This is a genomic window from Pyxidicoccus trucidator, from assembly GCF_010894435.1.
Classification (GTDB): domain Bacteria; phylum Myxococcota; class Myxococcia; order Myxococcales; family Myxococcaceae; genus Myxococcus; species Myxococcus trucidator.
This window is the reverse complement of record NZ_JAAIXZ010000002.1, coordinates 328,770-352,273: the sequence shown is the minus strand read 5'-3', so window position 1 is coordinate 352,273 and position 23,504 is coordinate 328,770. Positions and strand designations below refer to the sequence as shown.

The 23,504-nt window shown below is 71.4% G+C and carries 15 protein-coding genes; 6 read left to right on the top strand and 9 right to left on the bottom strand.

What is annotated here, in order from left to right; genetic code table 11:
• Positions 1-45: 45 nt before the first annotated feature.
• Positions 46-2,514 carry a DEAD/DEAH box helicase gene (locus tag G4D85_RS08070; protein WP_164009697.1) on the top strand — a complete coding sequence of 823 codons (2,469 nt, stop codon included), beginning with the start codon at positions 46-48 and terminating at the stop codon, positions 2,512-2,514.
• Positions 2,515-2,517: 3 nt separating this feature from the next.
• Here the strand turns inward: G4D85_RS08070 and G4D85_RS08065 are convergent, their stop codons facing one another.
• Positions 2,518-3,027 (bottom strand): helix-turn-helix domain-containing protein, encoded by a 510-nt coding sequence (locus G4D85_RS08065; RefSeq protein ID WP_164009695.1) that lies wholly within the window; start codon positions 3,025-3,027, stop codon positions 2,518-2,520.
• Positions 3,028-3,122: 95 nt separating this feature from the next.
• On the opposite strand from G4D85_RS08065, the gene G4D85_RS08060 reads away from it, so the two are divergent.
• The 4 genes from G4D85_RS08060 to G4D85_RS08045 all read left to right on the top strand — a co-directional run bounded on the left by G4D85_RS08060 (position 3,123) and on the right by G4D85_RS08045 (position 12,796).
• Positions 3,123-4,352, top strand: a complete 1,230-nt coding sequence (locus G4D85_RS08060; RefSeq protein ID WP_164009693.1) for a Glu/Leu/Phe/Val family dehydrogenase — start codon at positions 3,123-3,125, stop codon at positions 4,350-4,352.
• 138 nt (positions 4,353-4,490) lie between these two features.
• Positions 4,491-5,708, top strand: coding sequence for a threonine ammonia-lyase (gene ilvA, locus G4D85_RS08055; protein ID WP_164010537.1), 1,218 nt, complete (start codon positions 4,491-4,493; stop codon positions 5,706-5,708).
• A 58-nt stretch (positions 5,709-5,766) separates the two neighbouring features.
• Positions 5,767-7,161, top strand: coding sequence for a peptidase MA family metallohydrolase (locus tag G4D85_RS08050; protein WP_164009691.1), 1,395 nt, complete (start codon positions 5,767-5,769; stop codon positions 7,159-7,161).
• 145 nt (positions 7,162-7,306) lie between these two features.
• Entirely contained in the window at positions 7,307-12,796 is a 5,490-nt protein-coding gene (locus G4D85_RS08045; RefSeq protein ID WP_240359143.1) for a DUF6982 domain-containing protein, read from the top strand.
• 149 nt (positions 12,797-12,945) lie between these two features.
• On the opposite strand, the gene G4D85_RS08040 is transcribed toward G4D85_RS08045, so the two are convergent.
• Complete coding sequence (locus G4D85_RS08040; protein WP_164009686.1) at positions 12,946-13,581, bottom strand: YceI family protein; 636 nt, start codon at positions 13,579-13,581, stop codon at positions 12,946-12,948.
• Positions 13,582-13,856: 275 nt separating this feature from the next.
• On the opposite strand from G4D85_RS08040, the gene G4D85_RS08035 reads away from it, so the two are divergent.
• Positions 13,857-15,494: a sigma-54-dependent Fis family transcriptional regulator gene (locus G4D85_RS08035; protein WP_164009685.1), complete on the top strand. Its 1,638-nt coding sequence runs from the start codon at positions 13,857-13,859 to the stop codon at positions 15,492-15,494.
• A 24-nt stretch (positions 15,495-15,518) separates the two neighbouring features.
• Here the strand turns inward: G4D85_RS08035 and G4D85_RS08030 are convergent, their stop codons facing one another.
• The 7 genes from G4D85_RS08030 to G4D85_RS08000 form a co-directional block, all read right to left on the bottom strand.
• Entirely contained in the window at positions 15,519-16,250 is a 732-nt protein-coding gene (locus G4D85_RS08030; RefSeq protein WP_164009683.1) for a DUF1751 domain-containing protein, read from the bottom strand.
• A 147-nt stretch (positions 16,251-16,397) separates the two neighbouring features.
• Complete coding sequence (locus tag G4D85_RS08025; RefSeq protein ID WP_163995518.1) at positions 16,398-16,595, bottom strand: hypothetical protein; 198 nt, start codon at positions 16,593-16,595, stop codon at positions 16,398-16,400.
• A 219-nt stretch (positions 16,596-16,814) separates the two neighbouring features.
• Positions 16,815-17,030 carry a hypothetical protein gene (locus G4D85_RS08020; RefSeq protein ID WP_164010534.1) on the bottom strand — a complete coding sequence of 72 codons (216 nt, stop codon included), beginning with the start codon at positions 17,028-17,030 and terminating at the stop codon, positions 16,815-16,817.
• 26 nt (positions 17,031-17,056) lie between these two features.
• Positions 17,057-18,253, bottom strand: a complete 1,197-nt coding sequence (locus G4D85_RS08015; protein WP_164009681.1) for an acetyl-CoA C-acetyltransferase — start codon at positions 18,251-18,253, stop codon at positions 17,057-17,059.
• Positions 18,254-18,328: 75 nt separating this feature from the next.
• On the bottom strand, positions 18,329-18,976 hold the full coding sequence (locus G4D85_RS08010) for a hypothetical protein (protein ID WP_164009679.1): 648 nt from the start codon (positions 18,974-18,976) through the stop codon (positions 18,329-18,331).
• Positions 18,977-19,109: 133 nt separating this feature from the next.
• Positions 19,110-19,766, bottom strand: coding sequence for a 2-hydroxychromene-2-carboxylate isomerase (locus G4D85_RS08005; RefSeq protein WP_164009677.1), 657 nt, complete (start codon positions 19,764-19,766; stop codon positions 19,110-19,112).
• 60 nt (positions 19,767-19,826) lie between these two features.
• Positions 19,827-23,417, bottom strand: a complete 3,591-nt coding sequence (locus G4D85_RS08000) for a protein kinase domain-containing protein (protein ID WP_240359183.1) — start codon at positions 23,415-23,417, stop codon at positions 19,827-19,829.
• Positions 23,418-23,504 lie beyond the last annotated feature (87 nt).

The window sequence follows — 23,504 nt, the reverse complement described above, 5'->3', positions numbered from 1 at the left end:
AGCGATTGTTGCCAGAGGGTAATGCAGGGGCTATGCCCATGCCTGATGAGCGACAACCAAGAGCCCACGCCGGGAAGCCCGGCGCCTGACGAAGCCCCCACGCGTCCCGACGAATACGTCGCGGACATCGGCTTCGACGAAATGAACCTGTCCGAGCCTCTCCGCCGCGCGCTGGCAGAGGTCGGCTACACCCACCCCACCCCCGTCCAGGCCCGCGCCTTCCGCCCGGCCATGGAAGGCCGGGACCTGATTGTCCGTAGCAAGACGGGCACCGGAAAGACGGCCGCCTTCGGCCTGCCCCTGCTGGAGAAGATTCCCGCCGACGAGAAGCGCGTGCGCGCCCTCATCCTCTGCCCCACCCGCGAGCTGGCGCTCCAGGTGGCGGACGAGCTGAGGTCGCTCGCGAAGTACAAGGGCGTGAAGGTGGCGGCCATCTACGGCGGCGCCTCCATGAAGCAGCAGGAGGACGCGCTCGAGGAAGGCACCCCCATCATCGTCGGCACCCCGGGCCGCGTCTTCGACCACATCAACCGCGGCAACCTGAAGCTGGACGGGTGTGACCACGCCGTCCTCGACGAAGCCGACGAGATGCTCAACCAGGGCTTCTACGAGGAAGTCACCCGCATCCTCGACCGCCTTCCGAAGAACCGGCAGGTGCTGCTGTTCAGCGCCACCGTCCCCACCGACATCCAGAACCTCATCGCCCGCTACACGACGAACGCGGAGACGCTGCTGCTGTCCGGCGACGTCTTCACGGTGGAGCACATCCACCACATCCGCTACGACGTGTCGGACGCGCTCCCCAAGCCGCGCCACCTCATCTACGTGCTGGAGAAGGAAGAGCCGCAGAACGCCATCATCTTCTGCAACACCCGCGACGACACGGCGCTGGTGACGGCGGTGCTCAACCGCAACGGCTTCGACGCGGAGCTGCTCAACGGGGACCTGCCGCAGAAGGAGCGCGAGCGGGTGATGGGCAAGGTGAAGCGCGGCGAGGTGGCCTTCATGGTGGCCACGGACATCGCGGCGCGCGGCATCGACATCTCCGGCCTGGAGTACGTCATCAACTACTCGCTGCCGGAGGACGCGGCGGTGTACCTGCACCGCGTGGGCCGCACCGGCCGCATCGGCAACAAGGGCACCGCCATCAACCTCTTCTCCGGGCGTGAGCTGGCCACGTTCACCACGCTGGAGAAGAAGTTCGGCATCAAGTTCGAGATGCGCGAGATGCCGGCGCCCGAGGAGGCCATGCGGCTGTGGGTGGAGCGCCACGTGCGCGAAATCCACGAGGCGGCCGGCTCCGCCATCTCCGAGGGCTTCCTACCCCTGGCCGCGCAGCTCAAGACGCGGCCGGATGCGGACGACCTCATCGCCTTCCTGCTGAAGTACTTCTTCAGCCACCTGCGCATGGAGAAGGCGGCGGCGATGTACGCGGCCGAGGGGCGCGAGCCTCCGCAGGAGCGCAAGTTCGAGCCCCGGGACAGCGGGCGCCGCGGGGAGCGTGGCGACAAGCGCGAGCGCGGCGGCGAGCGGCGCGAGCGTGGAGACCGCGAGGAGCGCCGGGAGCGGCCGGCGGTTCGCGCCGAGCGGCCCGAGCGCACGGAGCGGCCGGAGCGGGTGGAGTCCCCGGACCGCGAGCGGCGGCCCCGGCGCGACGAGCCCCGGCGCGAGCGCGGCGAGGGTGCCCGTGGCGCGGCGGCGCTGGAGGCGGGCCCCGGCGAGGTGAAGCTGTGGGTCAACCTGGGCACGGCGGACGGCCTGGGGCCGGGCAGCATCGCCACGGCGCTGGAGGACGCGGGCGCCCCGCTGGGGAAGATGGTGCGCGCGGAATTGCGCCCCACCTTCGCGTACGTCTTCGTCGCGGAGGACGACGTCGCGGGCTTCGAGGCCCTCAACGGCAAGCAGCAGGGCACCAAGACGCTGCGCGTGGAGCGGAGCAAGCCGCGCACCGAGCGCGAGGCCACGCCCCGCCCGCCCCCGTCCCCGGACGCGGGCCCCGGCGAGGCGAAGCTGTGGACCAACCTGGGCATGGATGACGGCATGGACGAGGCGAAGCTGCCCGCCGCGCTGGAGGCCCTGGGCGCCCCCGCTGGCAAGGTGCTGAAGGTGGTGCTGCGGCCCACGTACGGGTACGCCTACGTGGCCGAGGCGGACGCCCCGGCCTTCGAGGCCCTCAACGGCAAGCCGCACGGCGAGAAGGCGCTGAAGGTGGAGCGCCATCGCCCGCGCGGAGCCCGCGAGGAGCGCCGCCCGAGGAGCGAGGCCCCGCCGGACGTGCCGGGCCAGACGCGCCTCTGGGTGGGCCTGGGCCGTCAGGACGGGCTGGACGAGGCGGGTGTCACCGCCGCGCTGGAGGCCGCGGGCGCCCCCGCCGGCAAGGTGGTGCGCATGGACCTGCGCCCCACCTATGCGTACGTCTTCGTCGCCGACGAGGACGTGGCCGGCTTCGAGACCACCCACGGCAAGCAGCACGGCGACCGGACGCTGAAGGTGGAGCGGGCGAAGAAGAAGTAGCCGTCAGGCTCCGGAGCCGGTGCCCGCTCCGGCCACCTTCCTGCGCCGCTCCCGATGGTAGTGGGCGGTGCACAGGCCCCGGGCGAGCACCGGCCGGACACACCCGGGCTCGCCACACGGGGCGGGCGCGGGCCGGGCCTCCTCCTCTCCGGACGGGGAGGCCTCGCTGAACATCACCTCCGCCACCGCCAGCAGCCGGTCCAGGTCCGCGCGCGACAGGCGGCGGGCCCGGACGAAGGACTCCAGCCGGTACACACCGGCGTCCTGCGGGTCGTCCAGCCTCAGCAACTCCCACAGGGGAAGCCCCAGCGCGGAGGCCACCTGGAGGAGCGTCTCGTAGCTGGGGCTGCGCTCGCCGCGCTCCAGCAGGGACGCGAAGGAGACGGAGATGCCGCACCGGGCGGCGAAGTCCTCCTGGGTGAGGCCTCGCCGCTCCCGCAGCGCGCGGATGCGTCTGGCCAGCCCCTGCAGGTGTCCGTTCGAGGAAGAAGCGTCTGACGGACCGGGAGACATGGCTGTTTCCTATGGTAGCGCACCCCTTCTGTTAACGTCTCTCGCACGCTGAGGGCCCGTCGCGGCCCTTCGCGCCTTCAGGAGCATTCCGAGTCATGAGCGCCGTCGAGGGCACCAACTACTTCTTCCGCAAGGCCGCGCGGATCATGGACGTGGGCACCCCCATCGAGACGCTGCTCGCCACGCCGCTGCGCGAGGTGAAGGTGCAGGTCTCCATCGAGATGGACTCGGGGGAGATACGCACGTTCCTCGGCTACCGGATTCAGCACGACAACAGCCGGGGCCCCATGAAGGGCGGCCTGCGCTACCACCCGCTGCTGGACCAGGACGAGTGCGCGTCGCTCGCCTCGCTGATGACGTGGAAGACGGCGGTGGTGAACGTCCCCTATGGCGGCGCCAAGGGCGGCATCGCGTGCGACCCGTCACAGCTGTCCCTCAAGGAGCTGGAGCGGCTCACCCGCAAGTTCGTGGACCAGGTGCAGGACGTCATCGGCCCCACGCGTGACATCCCCGCCCCCGACGTCAACACCAACCCCCAGGTGATGGCGTGGATCATGGACCAGTACTCGCGCTACCACGGCCACTCGCCGGCGGTGGTGACGGGCAAGCCGCTGGAGCTGTACGGCTCCAAGGGCCGTGAGGCGGCCACCGGGCGCGGCCTGCTCTACGTGTGCCGTGAAATCATGCGGGATTTGGGCCTGCCGGTGAAGGGCACGCGCTTCGCGCTCCAGGGCTTCGGCAACGTGGGCAGCCACACCGCGCAGTTGCTCTGGGAGGACGGCGGCGTGGTGGTGGCGGTGGCGGACGTGCTGGGCGGCGTGCGCAACCCGCAGGGCCTGGACGTGCCCTCCCTCTTCGAGCACGTGAAGCGCACCGGCACGGTGACGGGCTTCACGGGCGGCACGCCGTGCTCCAACGAGGACGTGCTGGCGGCGGACTGCGAGGTGCTCATCCCCGCCGCGCTGGGCCACGTGCTCACCCGGGACAACGCCAACGCGGTGCGCGCGAAGCTCATCATCGAGGGCGCCAACGGCCCCACCCAGCCGGAGGCGGACGAAATCTTCGAGAAGCGCGGCATCTTCGTGGTGCCGGACGTGCTCGCCAGCGCGGGCGGCGTGACGGTGAGCTACTTCGAGTGGGTGCAGAACCTCCAGCACCTCTCGTGGGAAGAAGAGCGCGTCAACGCGGAGCTGGAGAAGACGATGAAGGAGGCCTACGAGCGCGTGGCGCAGGTGGCCCGCTCGCGGAAGGTCTCCATGCGGACGGCGGCCTACATCCTGGCCATTGGCCGGGTGGGCAAGGCCACGGTGCTTCGCGGCATCTGACGCACTCCGCCACGAGGCACCGAGGCACCTGGGTGTCACCCGGTGGACGTGGCGCGGCGCGGCGGAACGGGCGGCAGGACGGCCGCCCGCCGCGTGTCTCTTCCTCCCGGGGCCCGCATCCGCTACACGCGGCCCTCAATGGTCACCCTCCAGGACATCCTCGCCGCGCGAGAGCGCCTGCGCCCGGTCATCCGCCCCACCCCGTGTCCTCAGTCGGACTACTTCACGGAGCGGACGGAGTGCGCGGCGGTGTACTTCAAGATGGAGAACCTCCAGCGCACGGGGGCCTTCAAGGAGCGCGGCGCGCTCAACAAGCTGCTGTCGCTGACGCCGGACGAGCGGCGCCGGGGCGTCATCGCCGCGTCGGCCGGCAACCACGCGCAGGGCGTGGCCTTCAACGCGCTGAGGCTGGGAATCACAGCCACCATCGTCATGCCGGAGCGCACGCCCCTCATCAAGGTGTCGCGCACGCGTGACGAGTACAAGGCGCGCGTGGTGCTCAAGGGCTCCAACTTCGACGAGGCCTACACGGAGGCGCTGCGCATCCAGAAGGAGGAGGGCTCCGTCTTCGTCCACCCCTTCAACGACCCGCTCGTCATCGCCGGCCAGGGCACCATCGGCCTGGAGCTGCTGGAGCAGTGCCCGGACCTGGAGGTGGTGCTCGTCCCCATCGGCGGCGGCGGGCTCATCTCCGGAATCGCCTGCGCGCTGAAGGAGAAGAAGCCCGGCATCCGCGTGGTGGGCGTGCAGACCTCCACCATCGCCAGCATGAAGGCGTCCATTGAAGCCGGCCGCCTCGTGGACCTCACCGCCGCGGGCACCACGATTGCGGACGGCATCGCGGTGAAGCGCGTGGGCGAGCTGACCTTCCCCCTGGTGCGCAAGTACGTGGACGAGGTGGTGGCGGTGGACGAGGAGGAAATCGCCGCCGCCATCCTCACGCTGCTGGAGCAGGAGAAGAGCGTGGTGGAGGGCGCGGGCGCGGTGGGCCTGGCGGCGCTGCTCAGCGGCGACGTGCCGTCGGCGAAGGGCAAGCGCACCGCCATCATCCTCAGCGGCGGCAACATCGACATGAACGTCATCAGCCGCATCATCGAGCGCGGCCTGGTGAAGACGGGGCGCCTGGTGCAGCTGGAGGTGCGGCTGCCGGACCGGCCCGGCATGCTGGCGAAGCTCACCACCCAGGTCGCCGACCTGCGCGCCAACGTGGTGGAAATCCATCACGAGCGCGCCTTCTCCAAGGCGGGCCTGGGCGAGGCCATGGTGGAAGTCACCCTGGAGACCACCGGTCCCGCCCACATCGATGAGCTGATGCAGGCCCTGCAGCAGCTGGGCTGGCAGGTGGCGCGCAAGTAACACCCGGGACGCAAGGGGGTCTTGCGCGACCGCGCGGGGGCTCGGCCATACTGGGGGCATGAGTGCCCTGCTCGTCGCCATCCTGCTCGCCGCCGCCCCGCCTCCGTCCGCCCAGAAGGCCAAGGAGCTCGCCGCCAGCCGTTCCTGGGAGGAGCTGTACCTCGCCTTCGCCTCCGGAGAGGTGACGGGCGTGCCGGACGCGCAGCGCCGCACCATCTCCGGGGCGCTCCTCAAGGGGTGCGAGGCACTGCTGGAGGAGGACGCGGTGATGGCGTACTCGCTGGGCGAGCGCGCCGTGGCCTTCGAAGAGTCCGCCGGTGCGCTGAAGTGCCTGGCCCGCTCCGCGCGGAAGACGGACCAGCGCGCCGCCGCGGAGGCCGCCCTGCGCAAGGGCCTGGAGCGCCACCCCAAGGAGGGCACCTTCGGGCTGGAGCTGGGCCGACTGCTGCTGGAGGAGCAGGACGCCGCGGGGGCCCTGGCGGTGCTGGAGAAGGTGCCGCCCCGCTCGCGCGAGGCCGCCGAGGCGAAGCGGCTGCTGCAGCAGGCCCGGGCGAAGACGAACGAGGAGGGCGAGGCGCGCAAGGAGGCCGAGCGCCTGGAGCGGATGATGAATGGCAAGACGGGCCGGCGCCCGTCGGGCACCGCGCTGGAGACCGCGCCCGCGGTGGGCCGCGCGGACGACTCGGGCGCCACGCGCCCCGTCAGCCTCGCCTACGAGTCCAGCACGGACCGGAGCGGCATGCGCACGCGCTCCAACGGGCGCTTCACCATCCGCTACTTCAACAACGAGCGCGACTTCGGCCAGCGCGCCGAGTACGAGGGCCGCGTCGTCTCCGCGCTGGACGAGGCGTACGACTTCACCCGGACCCAGATTGGCGAGACGCGCGAGCGGCCGGTGGATGTCGTCCTCTACACCCGTGAGGAGTTCCGGATGCACTTCGGCGCGACGAAGGCCCGGCTCGTGGCCGGGCTGTACTCGGACGACGCCATCCGCCTCAACGACGCGGCGGAGCTGACCCAGGAGACCAAGGCCACCCTGGTGCACGAGTACGTGCACGCGGTGTTGGACGAGTACAGCCGGGGCGCCCGCGACAGCCTGCCCATCTGGCTCAACGAGGGACTCGCGGAGTACGTGGAGTGGCGCTACCTGGGGCGCGAGGACTCTCCCCACCGGACCCTCCGCAACACCCTGGCGGGCGCGGCCAAGGCGGGCACCCTGCCCCGGCTGGCGGACCTGGCCTCACAGGCCCTCCTCGCCACCCGGAACCCGGATATCGCCTATGCCACCTCCGCCACGGCCGTCCGGGAGCTGCTCCGCCGGGGCGGGGCGGACCGGTTCATCACCTTCGTCAAGCAGGTGGGTGGGGGAAAGCCCATCGAGGAAGCCCTGCGGGACCACTACGGGGAAACCCTGGCGACTCTGGACGAGGACGTGCGGGAAGCTCTCCAGTAGGGGAGGCTGCCAGGCGAGCCCGGTCCAATTGGTTTACCCCTCCCCGGGAGTCCCCTAGACTCGCAGCCCCCCATTCATGCTGCGGCAGGAGCCGGGTCGTACGCTGTCCGCAGCAAGGTGAAGAATGTCGGACACGCGCGCCGCGATGAGAGAATTTCGCTTCCTGGACGAGAAGCGGAAGCTGGGAAGCCTGTCTCCTGTAGAGGAGGCTCGCTGGAGCGAGCTGCGCGGACTCCTGGGCATCCAGGACACGGCTCCCGTGGCGGACGCGTCCGCCTGGCAGCAGCAGGCGGCGCCCCAGGGGTACTACGCCGCCGATGGCCAGTGGTACGCCTACCCCGCCGGCTACGAGCAGCAGCCCCAGGGTTACTACGGCGCGGACGGCCAGTGGTACGCCTACCCCACCCAGGGCTATGAGCAGCAGCCCCAGGGTTACTACGGCGAGGATGGCCAGTGGTACGCCTACCCCGCCCAGGGCTATGACCAGCCGGGCTACGACCCGAACCAGGGCTATGCACAGCCCGGGTATGATCCGAACCAGGGCTACGCCGCGCAGGGCTATGACCCGAACCAGGGTTATGCGCAGCCGGGCTATGACCCGAGCCAGGGCTACGCGGGCTACCCCCAGCAGGGCGGGTACGACCCCAACGCGCAGGCGTATGACCCGAACGCGCAGCAGGCCTACGACCCCAACGCGCAGGCGTATGACCCGAACGCGCAGCAGGCCTACGACCCCAACGCGCAGGCGTACGACCCGAACGCGCAGCAGGCGTATGACCCGAACGCGCAGCAGGCGTATGACCCGAACGCGCAGGCGTATGACCCCAACGCGCAGCAGGCCTGGCAGCAGGGGTACGCGCCGCAGGCTCCCGCCGAGCCGGATCCGCTCAGCCTCAACGCGGACGACATCGACATCCCCGCGCTGAGCGAGCCCGCGCCGTGGATGAGCCCTGGAGCCGCCGCAGAGTCCACGCCCGCCCCGGAGCAGGAGTCGCTGGAGGCGCAGCCCGAGACCGCCACCGAAGAGGCCGCATCCCCCGCCGAGGACGTGCTCGAGGTGATGGAAGGGGACGTGGCCTCGGAGGACACCGCTTCGGACCCCTCCGCGTCGTTCGCGGACGTCAGCGCCGACCTCATGGGCGCGGACGGCCAGTCGCCGAGCACCGAGCCGCTGCCGGAGTCCTCGAGTGCTGTCTCCGCGGAGGAGGACTTCTCCTCGGTCAGCGAGCCGGAGCAGGCGCCGGCCTACGCCGCCGCCGAGACGGAGCCCTCGCTGGAGTCGTCGTTCGCCGACATGTCGATGGAGATCGAGTCGGCGCCGGATGCTCCCGCCGAGACGCCCGCCGTCGAGGCCGAGCGGTCCTCTGATGAAGCGGAGTTCGCCTCCGCCGAGCTGGAAGTGGCTTCTTCCGAGGTCGAGCTGGTCGACGCGACGGCCGAGAGCGAGCCGTTGCTCGCCGAGGAGCACGCGCGCGCTCCCATGGACGATGCGTGGGATTCCGCCCCGCTCGCCGTGGAATCCGCGCAGGGCGAGCCCGCCGACTCGGCTGACATCATCGACGTCGCCGCCCAGGACACGGGCGCCGTGGACGTGGGCTCCGACGACTTCATGTCCATGGAGGCCGAGCCGGTCGACACGGAGGCCGCGCAGTCGGGCTCGGAGCTCGCGCTCGATGCGTCGGACATGATCGAGGCCGCGTCCCCCGACGAGGCGACTCCGTCCGCGGAGGCCAGCGCCTGGGATTCGGGCGAGCCGGCCGGAGAGCTGCCCTCCTCCGAGTTCGAGTCCGCTGAGCTGAGCGAGACGGCTCAGGCCAGCATGGAAGTCGAGACGTCGGCGGCGGAGTACGCCTCCGAGAGCGAGAACGCTCCAGCGGAGATTGCCCTCGACGCTTCCGACGTGAGCGAGGCGCAGCCGTCCTCGACCGAGATTGCCCTCGATGCGTCCGAGGTGAGCGAGGCCGCTCCGGCGGAGATTGCCCTCGACGCCTCCGACGTGAGCGGGACGCAGCCGTCCTCCGAGATTGCGCTCGACGCTTCCGACATGAGCGAGGCCGCCCCGGCGGAGATTGCGCTCGACGCGTCTGACGTCGGCGAGGCCACGCCCTACGCGGACGCCCAGGAGTCCGCCACGGCGGCTCCGAATGAGACGGGCGCGACCTGGGAACAGGCCTCCTCCGAGGAGATTGCGCTCGACGCTTCCGACGTGAGTGAGGAGCCTTCGGCGATGGCCGCGGAGGCCCCCGGCTCCGAGGAGAGCGTCCCCACGCTGGAGCTGGATGCCGCCGAGGCGACGGACTTCGCCACGGCGGAGACTCCGGACTCCGCGTATGACACTGCCTCCGCCCAGGCCGTTGCCGCCGAGGAGCCGTCGCTCGATGTCCTGGACATCGAGTCGGCCCCTGAGAGCGCGGAGCCTCCCACCTTCGACGCGGCCGACCTTGGCGCGGAGGCGGAGCCCGCCGGGTTCTCTCCGGCGCCCATCGGGTCTCCCTTCACTGCCTCGGACGTGCCCTCCATCGAGCTGCGCGCCGTGCAGGTGGGCCCGGACCTTCAGGCTGAAACCCTCGCGGTCGACGGGGATCCGGCGCCCGCCCCCTCGCGTGAGTTCGCGAGCACGCCCTCCGCGCAGGAGATGTTCGACCTGAGCGGCAGCCCCGAGGAAACGGTGCCGCTCGCCGCTGCGGGCGAGTTCGTGGATTACCGCAACTTCGCCTCCGCCGGTGAGCGCGGGCTGGAGCTGCGGAGCGAGGAGCACGCCTCCGTCGCGGACTGGAGCACGGACTCGACCGAGGCCGTGCCGCTCATGAGCGAGGAGCCGACTCCCAGCGCCGATTGGAGCGGGGACCCGTCGGACGCGGTGCCGCTCGCGACCAACGCGGACTTCGTGTCGGAGATGGGGACGACCGGCGAGCCCTGGACCCCGACCTCCGCGGAGACGTCCGACACCGCGCAGCAGCCCGAGTGGTCCGCCTCCACCGAAGACGCCGCCGCCATCGAGCTGCAGCCCGAGTGGGCTTCGGCCTCCGAGCCGGCCTCCATGACCGGGGACGCGGAGGCTGCGACGGAGCTCCAGCCCGAGTGGGTCAGCGAGACAACACCGGAGACCAGCGCGAATCCTTCCGAGTGGTCCACCGCCACCGCCGAGTCGCCTGCTTCCGAGTGGTCCGCCACGTCGGCCGAGGAGTCCACGCCCGTCGAAGAGGCCACGCCGGCCAACGCGCCGATCTCCGACACGTCCCAGTTTGCCTGGTCAGCGCCCAAGTCCGCGCAGCCTGAGTGGGAGACGCTGGAGACGGAGGCCGCTCCCGAGGCCGCCCAGCCTGAGTGGGCCACTCCCGAAGCCGCGCAGACTCAGTGGGCCGCGCCCGCCGAAGCCGCTTCCGAGGAAGTGCAAGCCGAGTGGGCTACGCCCGCTGAAGAGGCTGCCCCCGAGTCGGCACAGCCGGAGTGGGCCACCCCCGCGACCGAGGCCGCCTCCGAAGAGGTCCAGGCCGAGTGGGCCACGCCCGCCGAGGAAGTCGCGCCAGAGGCTGTTCAGGCCGAGTGGGCCACGCCTGCGGGGGAACTCGCAGCAGCGCCCGCGCAGACCGACTGGTCCACGCCCGAGACCGAGACCGCGCAGGCCGAGTGGGCCACTCCCGTCGAAGAGCTTGCGCCCGAGACCGCGCAGGCCGAGTGGGCCACGCCCGTCGAGGAGCTCGCTCCCGAGGCCGTGCAGACCGAGTGGGCCACGCCCGTCGAAGAGCTTGCGCCCGAGGCCGTGCAGACCGAGTGGGCCGCGCCTTCCGCCGAAGCCGCCCCCGAGACCGCGCAGGCCGAGTGGGCCACGCCTGTCGAGGAGCTCGCTCCCGACGCAGTGCAGGCCGAGTGGTCCACGCCTTCCGCCGAAGCGGCTTCCGAAGCCGTGCAGGCCGAGTGGGCCACGCCTATCGAAGAGGCCGCGCCCGAGGCTGTCCAGGCTGAGTGGGAGACGCCGATCGAGGAGGCCGCGCCCGAGGCGGCCCAGGCGGAGTGGGCCTCCGCCGAAGCCGCATCCCAGCCCGCGCAGCCCGAGTGGGCGACGCCCGCCGCCGAAGCCGTACAGGCTGAGTGGGAGACGCCGGTCGAAGAGATTGCTCCCGAAGCCGTCCAGACCGAGTGGGCTGCTCAGTCCACCGAGGCCCCCTCCGACGCGGCCCAGCCCGAGTGGGCCACGCCCGTCGAGGAGCTCGCTCCCGAGGCCGTTCAGGCAGAGTGGACGCCTTCCTCCGAAGCGGCTCCCGAGCTGAACGCGCAGGCCGAGTGGGCCTCCCCGATGGAGGAGCTCCCCGCCGACGCCGTCCAGGCCGAGTGGTCGGAGCCCGCCACCGACGCCGCGCCCCAGGCCGCTCAGTCGGAGTGGGCCACGCCCGCCACCGACGCCGCGCCCCAGGCCGAGTGGGCTGCCCCCATGGAGGAGCTGCCCGCCGACGCCGTCCAGGCCGAGTGGTCCACGACCGACGCCGAGGCCGCCCCCACGGCCGCGTCCGAGTGGTCTCCCACCGCCGAGGCGCCTGCATCCGAGTGGGCCGAGCCCGGCGCACAGCCCGCGTCCACCTGGGACTCCGCTCCGGTCGCCGAAGCCGCCCCGGAGGAGCTACAGCCCGAGTGGGTGACGGCGGAAGCCGAGCCCGCTGCCGAGTGGAGCGCGCAGCAGCCCCCGCCCGCCGCCGCGTGGAGCGAGACCCCCGCCGAGGAAATCTCCCTCGCGGACGCGCCCGTCGAGGCCGCCCAGCCCGAGTGGAGCGACGCGCCCGTGGAGGTGGAGCCGGAGTCCTCCTGGAGTGACGCGTCCGCCCAGCCGTGGGCCGCCGAGCCCCCGGCTCCCGCCTGGGAGGCCAGCGCCAATCCCTTCGGTGCTCCGGCCCAGGACTTCTCCGCGTCGCACGACGTGGACGTCGGCCTCGACGCTCCGCCGGCCTCCCCCATCGAGGAAGAAGTCGCGGTGGAGATGGAGCCGGAGATGGCCGAAATCGAGCTCGTGGAGGAGTCCGTGGAGCCGCCGCCCCCGGCCTTCGCGCCGCCTCCGCCCGCGCCCGTCGCCGCCATCATGGCCGCGGCCTCGGTGGTCACCGCCGCCGTCACCCGGACTCCCACGGGCGCCACGGCGGCGCCCAGGGCCTCCAGCACGGGCACCCCGGTCGTCGTCCCGGCCGCGACCCAGGCGCCCGCCCCCAACCGCGTCGTCACGCGCGAGCCGTTCTTCGCCCAGGCGGCCGTGGTGGACTCGGCGCCCATCACCTCCTTCGTGGAGGGCGAGCACCGCGTCATCATCCACACCGTCGAGGGTCAGGTGAAGCGCGGCACCATCCGCGACGCGGACCTGCTCGACGAGGTCATCAACCTGGAGCAGCAGAGCGGCTTCGCCCCAGAGCAGATTCCGGGCAAGCGCGTGAAGGCCATCTTCTTCATGCTCACCGCCGGCGCGCGCCAGCCGCAGGCGGAGGGCCAGAAGATTCGCGTCACCTTCAACGACGGTCGCCAGGTGGCGGGCTTCTCGCAGGACTTCAAGGGCGCCACCCCGGGCTTCTTCGTCATCCCCGCGGACCAGCGCACCAACACCGCCCGCATCTTCATCTACCGCTCCAGCGTGCAGGCGGTGGCGGAGGGCTGAGGCTCCACCCCGGAAGGAGTGGAGTGCCCGGACCGGGTGCTCCCTCCCCCACACTCCCGCCCGCGCGCTCCCACGAGCCCGCAAGTGAAAGAGGGGCCCCCACTCGCGTGGGAGGCCCCTCCGTCATTCAGCGTGGCTGGGGCTTCGGACTACTTCTTGTCCGTCGCGGTCGCAGGCTTGGCCGGGGCCGCCGCCGGCTGCTTCTTCACCAGCGACAGGTCCAGGTTCACGGTGACTTCCTCACCCACCGCCACGCCGCCCGTCTCCAGCGCCGCGTTGTAGGTCAGGCCGAAGTCCTTGCGGTTCAGCTTGGTGGTCGCCTGCACGCCCGTACGGGTGTTGCCCCAGGGGTCCTTGGACTCCTTGGTCGGGCCCGTGACGTCCAGGACGACGGGCTTGGTGACGCCGTGCATGGTCAGGTTGCCGGAGACCTTCAGCATGCCCTCGCCGGCCTTCTCCACCTTGTTCGACTTGAAGGTGATGGTCGGGTACTTGGCCGTGTCGAAGAAGTCGGGGGCGCGCAGGTGCTCATCGCGCTTGGCATTGGCGGTGTTGACCGTGGTGGCATCCAGGACGGCCTCGACGGTGGACTTGGTGATGTCCTTCTCGTCGACATTCACGGTGCCGCTCTTCACGTTGAACGAGCCGTTCACGTTCGACACCATCATGTGCTTCACGGTGAAGCCCGCGCTCGAGTGGGAACCGTCAACGTCCCACGTGGAAGCCAGCGCCATCGAGGGGAGGGCGAACATCAGGGCGACAGCGCTCTTCATGGACATCTTCATTTGGGGTGTGCTCCTTGGGTACTGCGGTTTCAGGCGCGCGGCGCGAAGCCGCGCATCGACAAAGTTGAAATCCAGCGGCGTAAATTCTGGGCTCTCTGATGCGCGAGCCTTGTCTTCGGTGCATCCATTCACGACGGAAGCCTTCTACTGCAACCCCAGGACCAAGGCACGTAACACGCCAACCCGCTGGAATGACTCCAGTCTCCTGGCAGGGCATGCAACGGGTCTCTCATAATGATAGAGAGACACATCACTCTGGAAGGGAGTCGTACACCGTGGCTGGCGGATTCGAGCTGGGCTTGAACGAGCTGTTGTCCTTCGAGCCGGGCGGCGGGCTCATCCACTTCGCCGGCCAGCGGGCGATGCTGATGGACCCGGTGGCGCTGGGCCTGCTTCGCAAGGAGCTCATCGACCTGGTGGGTATCACCGCCGCTCGCGGCATCTTCACCCGGCTGGGTTACGCGCACGGCTGGCGGACGGCGGAGGCCCTGAAGACGGCGGTGGCCTGGCCGGACGAGTCCGTGTGGCGCCGGGCCGGAGGCCGCCTGCACATGCTGCAGGGCCAGGTCCGCGTGGAGCGCATGGAGCGCCGGCCGGACGAGGGCCCGGAGCCCTTCGCCGAGGCACAGTGGCGCGACTCCTATGAAGCCGAGCAGCACCTGCTGCACCTGGGCCAGGCGGATCAGCCGGTGTGCTGGAGCCTCACCGGCTTCGCGTCCGGCTACATGAGCTACGTCAACGGCAAGCCCATCTACGGCACGGAATTGCGCTGCGTGGGCCGTGGGGACGCGGCCTGCCACTTCGTCGGCCGGCCCGCCGAGGAGTGGAGCACCGAGTGCACCGAGGTGCTGCGCTTCTACGAGACGCAGTGCATGGAGGGCGTGCTGGCGCAGGTGACGGACGCGCTGAAGCAGGCCGAGCGCAAGCTGCGCGCGAAGCGCCAGTCCCTGGCGCGCGCGGGCGTGACGGAGGACCCGGCGGGCATGGTGGCGCGCTCGGAGTCCATGCTGCGGGTCATCAACCTCGCGCGCCGCGCGGCGAAGGTGGACTCCACGGTGCTCGTCACCGGCGAGAGCGGCGTGGGCAAGGAGCGCATCGCCCGGCTCATCCACGACGAGTCCGGCCGCGCGCACAAGGCCTTCGTCGCCGTCAACTGCGCCGCCGTCACGGAGAGCCTGCTGGAGAGCGAGCTGTTCGGCCACGCGCGGGGTGCCTTCACCGGGGCCACGCATGACCGCGCGGGCCTCTTCGAGGCGGCCCACGGCGGCACCCTCTTCCTGGACGAGGTGGGCGAGGTGCCCGCGTCCATGCAGGCCAAGCTGCTGCGCGTCCTCCAGGAGCGCGAGGTGCGACGCGTGGGCGAGAATGCCAGCCGCAAGGTGGACGTGCGCCTGGTGGCCGCCACCAACCGCGAGCTCGCGGAGGAGGTGCGCCTGGGCCGCTTCCGCCAGGACCTCTACTACCGCCTGCGCGTCATCGAGCTGAAGATTCCCCCGCTGCGCGAGCGGCGCGAGGACATCCTCCCCCTGGCGCGGCTGCTGCTCGCCGAGGCCGCGGAGCGGCTGGGCCGCAAGGTGGCCGGCCTGGCCCCCGATGCCGTCGACCAGCTCCTGCGCTACGGCTGGCCCGGCAACGTGCGGGAGCTGGGCAACGCGGTGGAGCGCGCGGTGGCCCTGTGCGAGGGCCAGCGCGTGGAGCGCGACGACCTGCCCGAGGAGGTGCGCGCCGCGCCACCCAACCTCATGCCCACCGGCAACCCGCGTCGGCTGGAGGACATGGAGAAGGAGTACATCCTCGCCGTGCTGGCGCAGAACGACGGCAACCGCGCGCGCACCGCCGAGCAGCTCGACATCGGCGTGGCCACGCTCTACCGCAAGCTCAAGCAGTACGGCCACCCCGAGGCGGCCCACTGAAAGGCCGCCTCCCGAGGCCCGGGGTCAGTTGAGGAACTGGTCCCGGTCCGGACGGCTCTGGTTCTTCGGCACCACGCGCAGGTGCTTGGAGCGGTCCTTCAGCTGGCGCTGCAGCCGCCAGTGCTGGAAGTGCAACAGCAGCCGGCGCGGGTTGGCGCCGCGCACGTAGGCGAACACCATGCCCAGCGCGAGCAGGTCCGGCACCTGCGCCTGCCACGGGCCGATGATGGCCATCAGCACCACGAAGCCCGCGCCCACGCCGGCCAGCGCGTTGCCCGACAGGGGGATGCCCCAGAAGTTCGTCTCACCCCGGCCGATGCTCAACCCGTACGCCACCCACAGCACGGTCGTCAGCACGTTGCCGCCGGTGTACGCCCGCGCCGTCGCGCCGGGCACCAGCATGGCCAGCAGCACGGTGATGAAGCCCGCCAGCGCGGTGACGCCCAGCGCCACCATCAGCAGGCGCTTGCCTCCCCAGATTGACTCCAGGTAGCCGCCGATGGACCAGGTGATGATGGCGCCGAAGATGATGCCGAGCGGGCTGCTCTCGATGAAGGCGTAGGTAATCGGCTGCCAGAGGAAGAAGCTGCCGAAGACGTAGTCGGGCAGCAGCAGCAGCAGCGCGCCCTGCCCTCCCTTGGTGAGGTGGTACAGCACGGAACCCGCCACCAGCGCGACGGCCAGCTTGGACGCCATGGTCTCCAGGCTGGGCAGCCCGCCGCCGCCCCTGCCGCCGAAGCTGCGCATCGGTCGCATTCAGTACTCCTCCACTCGCCCCTCAAAGAGCCGTCCAAAGGTGGTGGAACACCCGTCGCTTCGCAACCCCAAACGACAAGAGCGCCCATCCCCGTTATCAGGGAGAGCGCCCTCGCACACCGACTCTTCCTTCCGCCGCGCGGCCGCTCAGGCCTTCGGCTTGTAGAAGAGCGTGATGGTCAGACAGTGGAACTCCTTGTCGGAGGACTGCGTCACCACTCTGTCCACCACTTCGACGTTGGGGTTTTCCTTGAGCCACTTGGTGATGTTCTCACCCATGTTCTCGCGGTCACGCGCGAGAGTGGTGGAGAACACCTTGACTCCCGTGAAGCTGATAACGCCCATTCCGACCCTCGTCTAAACCAGAGATTCTGGACGTTTACCCCGAGACGATTCCGCCATCAAGAAACGGGGCCGAATTCCGGTCCTGGCGGACCCGGCGTCCACCGCGTCCCGTCTGCCAGGTTCCCTCCCGGGCCCCGGGGCCCGCAGTTCTTCGTCGGACACCAGGCCGGGGCTGGCCCGGGCCGCCCGGAGGACGGCGCGGGGCCCGGGCCCGCGGCTTCACCGGCTGCTTGCGGCCTTGCGAGACAGGCACGCGACCTCGTCCTTGCAGGACGGGCCGATGCCCTCGGGGTGCGCGGTGAGCGGCGTCTTGTCGCTCTCCTCCACGCCACACACCACGCACTTGCGCTTGCGGTTGCGGCGCTCGGCGCGGCGCTGCTCGGCGATGGCCTTGGCCCGCTCACGGGCCGTCTTCGCGTCCACCTCGTTGCTCATCTCGCGTCCCGTGTCCTGTGCGGCCATCAGAGTGCCTCGACCAGCACCGCGATGCCCTGGCCGCCACCGATGCAGGCAGACCCGATACCATAGCGAGCGCCGCGACGCTTCAGCTCGTACACCAGCGTGGTGGTGATGCGAGCCCCCGAGGCTCCCAGCGGGTGGCCCACGGCGATGGCGCCGCCATTGACGTTCGTCCTGTCACGCGGCAGGCCCAGCTCCTTCTCCACCGCGAGGTACTGCGGCGCGAAGGCCTCGTTGACCTCGAAGAGGTCCACGTCGGACAGCTGGCACTGCGCGCGCTCCAGCAGCCGGCGGATGGCCGGCGCGGGGCCGATGCCCATGATTTTCGGGTCGCACCCGGAGATGCCCCAGTTGACCAGCCGGGCAATGGGCTTCAGCCCGTGCTTCTCCACGAAGCTCCGCGTGGCCATCACCATGGAGCCCGCGCCGTCGCAGATGCCGCTGGCCGCGCCCGCGTGCACCACGCCGTCCTTCTTGAAGACCTTGGGCAGCTTGCGCAGCCCCTCCACCGTGGTCTCCGGACGGTTGTGCTCGTCGCGGGAGACGACGGTGTCGCCCTTCTTCCCCTTGAGGGTGACGGGGGAAATCTCGTCGTTGAAGCGGCCCGCCTCCTGCGCGGCGGCGAAGCGCTTCTGGGTGAGGACGGCGTACTCGTCCACGTGCTCCTGCGTGAGGGCGTAGTCCACCGCGAGCTGCTCGGCGGTGAGCGCCATGGCCTGGCCGGTGTAGCTGTCGGTGAGGGCCGTCCAGAGCATGTCCTCCAAGCCGCCCTTGCCCAGCGGCAGGCCCCAGCGGGCGCCGCGGATGACGTGGGGCGCCTGGCTCATGGACTCCGTGCCGCCAGCCAGCACGCAGCTCGCCTGGTCGGTCAGCATCATCTCCGCCGCGGTGACGAACGCCTGGAAGCCGGAGCCACACAGCCGGTTGACTCCCAGGGCGGGCACGGGGACGGGCACGCCGGTGCGCAGGCCCACGTGGCGCGGCAGGTAGATGGCATCCGAGCTGGTCTGCACCACGTTCCCGTACACGACGTGCTGGACGTCTTCCGGAGACACCTTCGCCTGGGCGAGGGCGGCCTTCGCCGACTCCACGGCGAGGTCGGTGGCGCTGAGGTCCTTCAGGCTGCCCCCGTAGGTACCGAACGGGGTGCGCTTGCCGGACAGGAAGTAGATCTCCTCGGTCTTGGACACGCTCTTCATGGTGGTCGTCTACCTACTCTCAACCCGCGCGCGGTGCACGCACGCCGTGACGTCGTGAGGTGTGGGGCGGGGTCGTCAGGGCACCCGCCGACCCAGGAAGGCACTGGCGACGATGGCCAGGGCCATGACGGTCCACAACAACCCTTGCAGGTTCTGCCGCCGAATCTCCTTGCGGCCGAGCCCCTGGTACCAGGAACGCCCGGCCGCCACGCGACCTTCCCAGGTGAAGTCACCCGTGGGGGTGAAGCCCTCCAGGCGGCGCAGGTGGGCGCGCAGCAGCCGCTCCGGCGAAGCGTCGTCCAGTGAACCGGACCGGTAGACGCCGGGCACCTCCAGCGCGGGGCGCCGGTAGCCCGCGGTGATGACGAAGCCCTGGGGGGCCACCGGGGTGAGGAGGTACAGCCGGGGCGCATCGTCCTGGCCCAGGTGGAGCGTGGCGAAGACGCGCTCGCCAGGGTGGGCCCAGTCGTAGGAGCGCGTGGCGCGCTGGAGACGGGGCTTCTCCTCGTGACTGCCGAGCGGCACGAAGCCGAGCGCCTGGAGCTGGGTGGCCATGGGCCCCAGCTCCAGCGGAAGGTCCATCTGGTCGGCGGGGGCCTCGGGCTCCACGCGGACGCTGGCGGGGAAGAGGAAGAGGATGGCGCGCCAGAGGTTGAGCGACAGCAGGACGATGGCGAGCACCAGGCCGCCGACGGCGACGCCCAGCTCGACGAGGAGGTTCATGCGGGGAGGACCTCGGGTCGCGCCAGCCCCCGCGCAGGGTGCGCGAGGACCTTCTGCGTGAGCGTCAGGGCGGGGCCACGGGAGACCATGGTCCGGGCACCCTAGCGGAAAGCGGCGGCTCCGTGCGCCCGCTTCAGCGCCGGGACGCGGAGGCGGGCAGGTCTCGCCAGCGCTCGAGGTCCACCTGGGAGAGGGGGTCCTCGCCACGCAGGAACTGCTCCAGGTGGCCCAGCGAGTCCACGCCGAAGAACAGCTCCCCGTCCGCGAGGATGCTGGGCACGCCAAAGGCTCCCGCGGCGAGCGCCTCCTCGGTGTTGCGGCGAACGCGGTCCTTGACCTCGGGCGTCTGGGCGGCGGCGAGCAGCGCCGGGGCCTCGAGCCCGGCGGACTGGATGGCGGCGGCCACCGCCTCGGGTGTCTCCACGCCCTTCCCGCCGCCCCAGACGGAGGTGAAGAGGGCGGACACCAGCCGGCCCCGGGCCTCCAGGTCCTCCACCGCGGCCGTCACCCGCAGCGCGAGCAACGGGTTGAACGGGTGGGACGGCGGCGGCACCAGCGGCACGCCGAACTCATGGGCGATGCGGCACGTGTGCTTGAAGACGTAGACGCGCTTGGGCGGAATCTCCGCCGGCCCCACGCTGCCGAGCGCGTTGAGCAGGCCCGCAAGCAGCACGGGCACGGGCTCCACGGCGCGGCCATGGCGTGCGGCGAGGGCGGGCATGCGCGTCCACGCGAGGTAGGCGTAGGGGGACAGGTAGTCCAGGCAGAAGCGGAGGGGGGCTCGGGCCATGCGGGGACTCTACCGCGTCCACTCCAAGGCGGCGGAGTCAGGCGGCGAGGCCGCTCAGCCTCACGCGCTCTGACGGACACCCGCGCGCCGCTGCAGGGCGCCGCGCAGGGAGCTCGTCAGCGACAGCAGGCTGGTGGCGCGCGCCTCGGTGAAGAGCGCCTCGGCCGCCGCCAGTTCCGCCACCGCGGCCTCGCTCAAGGGCTCGCGCTCCGCGAGGGACAGGCGCACCAGCCCCATCTGCAACACGTTCCCCGTCAGCTCCGCCAGCGCCAGCGCGCGCCGCAGGTGCGCGGTGCCCTCGGCCCCGGGCTGCAGCGCCGCCAGGGCCCGGCGGGCGATGATTTCATCCCACGGGTTGGCCAGCACCGGGTCCAGCGCCCGTGTGAGCGCGGCCTCGGCGGCCTCCGCCGCCGCCAGGAGGTTTCCCTGCTCCCGCTCGAACCGCGACTGGTACACGCGCAGGAGCGTCTCCATGCGCAGGCCGCCCTCGCGCGACGCCGCCAGCGCCTTCGGCAGCGACTGCCGCGCCGCCGCCGCGTCCTCGAAGAGCACGTCCCGGCACGCCTGGTACACCTGCACGTGGCACTGCAGCCATCTGTCTCCGGGCAGCACCTGCGCCAGCGTCTCCGCGCGAGCCACCACCGCCGCCACGTGCTCGTGCTCGCCGCGCTCCAGGTAGTAGGGCGGCGTGAAGATGGCCAGGTTGCGCTCCATCAGCCGGGGGTTGCCCAGCCGCCGCACCAGGTCCGTCTTCTCCGTGAAGGCGGGGACGAAGGACGCGCCATCGCCGGTGAAGGCCGCGCGCGTCACCACCGAGAACAGGTGGAACGCCCGCACGTCGGTGAAGCCGTGGGCCTCCGCCACCGCGTACCCGTCGCGCGTGGCCTGCACGTCCAGCGGCTCGCCGCGCAGCGCCAGGTTCATGTTCATCATGTAGCCGCCCATGCCCAGCGCCCACGCCAGGCGCTTGGGGAGCCGGCCCATGGCCTCGCGCAGCCCGCGCAGCCGCGCCAGCTGCTCGTACTGCGTCTCCAGCACGCCCGCGAAGCGGCCCGTGTACGCGCAGAGCACCGCGGGCGACAGCAGCGTCCCCGCCCGGTACGGAGACACCTCCGGCTGCTCGGCCTCCACGCGCTTCAGCAGCGTCGACAGCGCCTCCGTCCGCCCGACGATGGCCAGCGCCATGCCCTGGAGGATTTGCAGCTCCGCCTGCTTCCAGAAGGTGTCCGCGGGAGAAGCGTACGCATCCGCCTCGCGCTCGCGGAACAGCTCTCGCAGCCGCGCGGGCCGGTCCACCTCCGGCGCGGCGCACGCGGACTCCAGCGCCTCCAGCGCCTGCCGCCGCCCCTCCGCCAGGTCCACCGTGGCTTCCCAGTGCGCGAAGAGCTTCTCCGCGAAGGCCAGCGACGTGGGCGGGTCGCTGGAGTAGCCCACCTCCACCATCGTCACCCAGATGCGCAGCAGCAGCCTGTCGCGCCCCGGGAAGTCCGGCGCGGCCTCCAGCAGCGCCGCCGCCTCCTTCAGGAGCAGCGTCGCCTCCAGCAGCGCCTGGGCCTCAATCGCGGCGCGGCCCGCGTCCAGCAGCGGGCCGATGGCCAGCTCCGGCTCCGACGAGCGCAGGTAGTGCCAGCCCACCGTGCGCGACAGGTCCGGCCGCTGCGTGTGCAGCGTCTGGAGCGCCAGCGCCACCTGCCCGTGCGCCACCCGCCGCTCGGCCTCCGGCGTGCTGTCGTAGACGGCCTGGTGCACGGTGTCGTGCGTGAAGACGTAGCGCCCCTCCACCTCCTGGAGGAACTGCCGCTCGACGATGGCGTCCAGCACCGCGAACAGGTCCACCTCGGGCAGGTCCGCCAGCGCGCGCACCATGGGCAGGTCCAGGCTGCGTCCCGCGGGCGCCAGCCTGCGCAGCAGCGCCACCTGCTCCGGCGGGGCGGTGGCCAGGCGCGCCAGCACCGCGTCCTGGATGCTGGCCGGCAGGGGCCGCGTGTCCAGCCCCGCCTCCGCGTTCCACCGGCCCCCCACGCGCGTCAGCGCATTCGCCTCCACCAGCGCGCGCAGGCACTCGGTGGCGAAGAAGGCATTGCCGCCCGTGGTGGCGTGCAGCCGCGCCACGAAGCCCTCGGGCACCGACAGCCCCGGCAGGGCCAGCTCCACCAGCGTGCGCACGTGGTCCACGGCCAGCGGGTCCAGGTCCATGCGCGTGGTGAGCTTCTCGTCCACCGTCTGGAAGGCCAGGCTCAGCCGGCTCAGCTCGCCGGAGCGGAACGTGCCCACCACCATGCCGCGCGTGCCGTGCAGCGTGCGGATGAGCACGTTGAGCACCTCCAGCGTGGCGCTGTCCGCCCACTGCAAGTCTTCGAAGCACAGCACCAGCGTCATCTGGCGCCCCAGCGCCTGCACCCACTCCGCCAGCGCGCCGAAGAAGGCCAGCTTCTCCTCGCCCACCGCTGGCGGCACCCCGTGGGGCGCCGCACCCGGCTCCGTCGCCACCAACCCCGGCAGCAGCCGCACCAGCTTCGGCGACAGCCGCTCCATCATGTCCACCGGCGTGTGCGGAATCAGGCAGCGCAGCGCCTGGGCAATCGGCATCAGCGGCGCCTGTCCCTCGGCCCGGCACTGCCCCCGGCCGAAGGGCAGCTCCGCCAGCTTCGCCTGCAGCTCGAACTCCTGGAGCAGCCGCGTCTTGCCCACGCCCGCCGGCGCGCCGATGAGCACCGCGTGCGACTGGCCCCAGTCCGCCTCGGCCAGCCCGTTCATCAGCGCCTCGAGCTCCGCGCCGCGCCCCACCACCTCCGGCACGTGCAGGTAGCTGGCGCGCGCCGACAGCGTCTCCTCCGGCAGCGGCTCGCCGCTGGCGTGGCACAGCGCCTCCAGCAGCTCCCCTGCGTCCTGGAAGCGCTCGCGCGGGTCCTTCGCCAGCAGCAGGAGGATGAGCTCCTCCAGCTGCGGCTCCACGGGGCAAATCGTGGAGGGCCGCGGCGGCGGGCGCGTCAGGTGGTCCGCCAGCAGCGCCGCCGGGGTGTTGCGCTTGAAGGGCAGCCGGCGCGTGACGAGGTAGTAGGCCATCACCCCCAACGAGTACAGGTCCGCGCGCCCGTCGATGCTGGCGCCGCGCTGCCACTCTGGAGCCAGGTACTCCAGCGTGCCCTTGAGGCGGCCGGGGCTGGGCGTGCCCAGCTGGTGCATCACCCCGAAGTCCATCAGCTTCACCGCGCCGGAGCGGGTGATGCGCACGTTGCTGGCCTTGATGTCGCAGTGCACGTACAGCCGCGAGTGCAGGAAGGCCAGCACCTGCGCCATCTGGATGAGCACCCGGTACAGCGTGCGCGTGTCCAGCGGCTCGTCGCGCGCCAGCGTGCTCAGGTCCTTCCCGTCCACCACCTCCATGGTGATGAAGCGGTTGCCGGCCTCCGTCATGCCCCAGTCGAAGACCTTCAGCGTGCCGGGGTGTTGCAGCTTCTTCATCGCGAAGAACTCATGCCGGAACATCAGCACCAGCTCCTCCGTCTTCCCCGCCGTCAGGCCCGCGGGGACCTGCATCTCCTTGAGCGCCACGCGGCGCTTCTCGTGCAGGTCCGACGCCAGCCAGATGCGGCCCATGCCACCCTCACCCAGCAGGCCCTCCACCTGGTAGCGCCCCGTCACCACCATGCCCACGTCCAGTGAGCGGCGCTCCCCGGCGCGCGCCCCCGGGAGGGTGATGGGCGTGCGGATGCGGTCCCCCCAGCTACTTGGAGG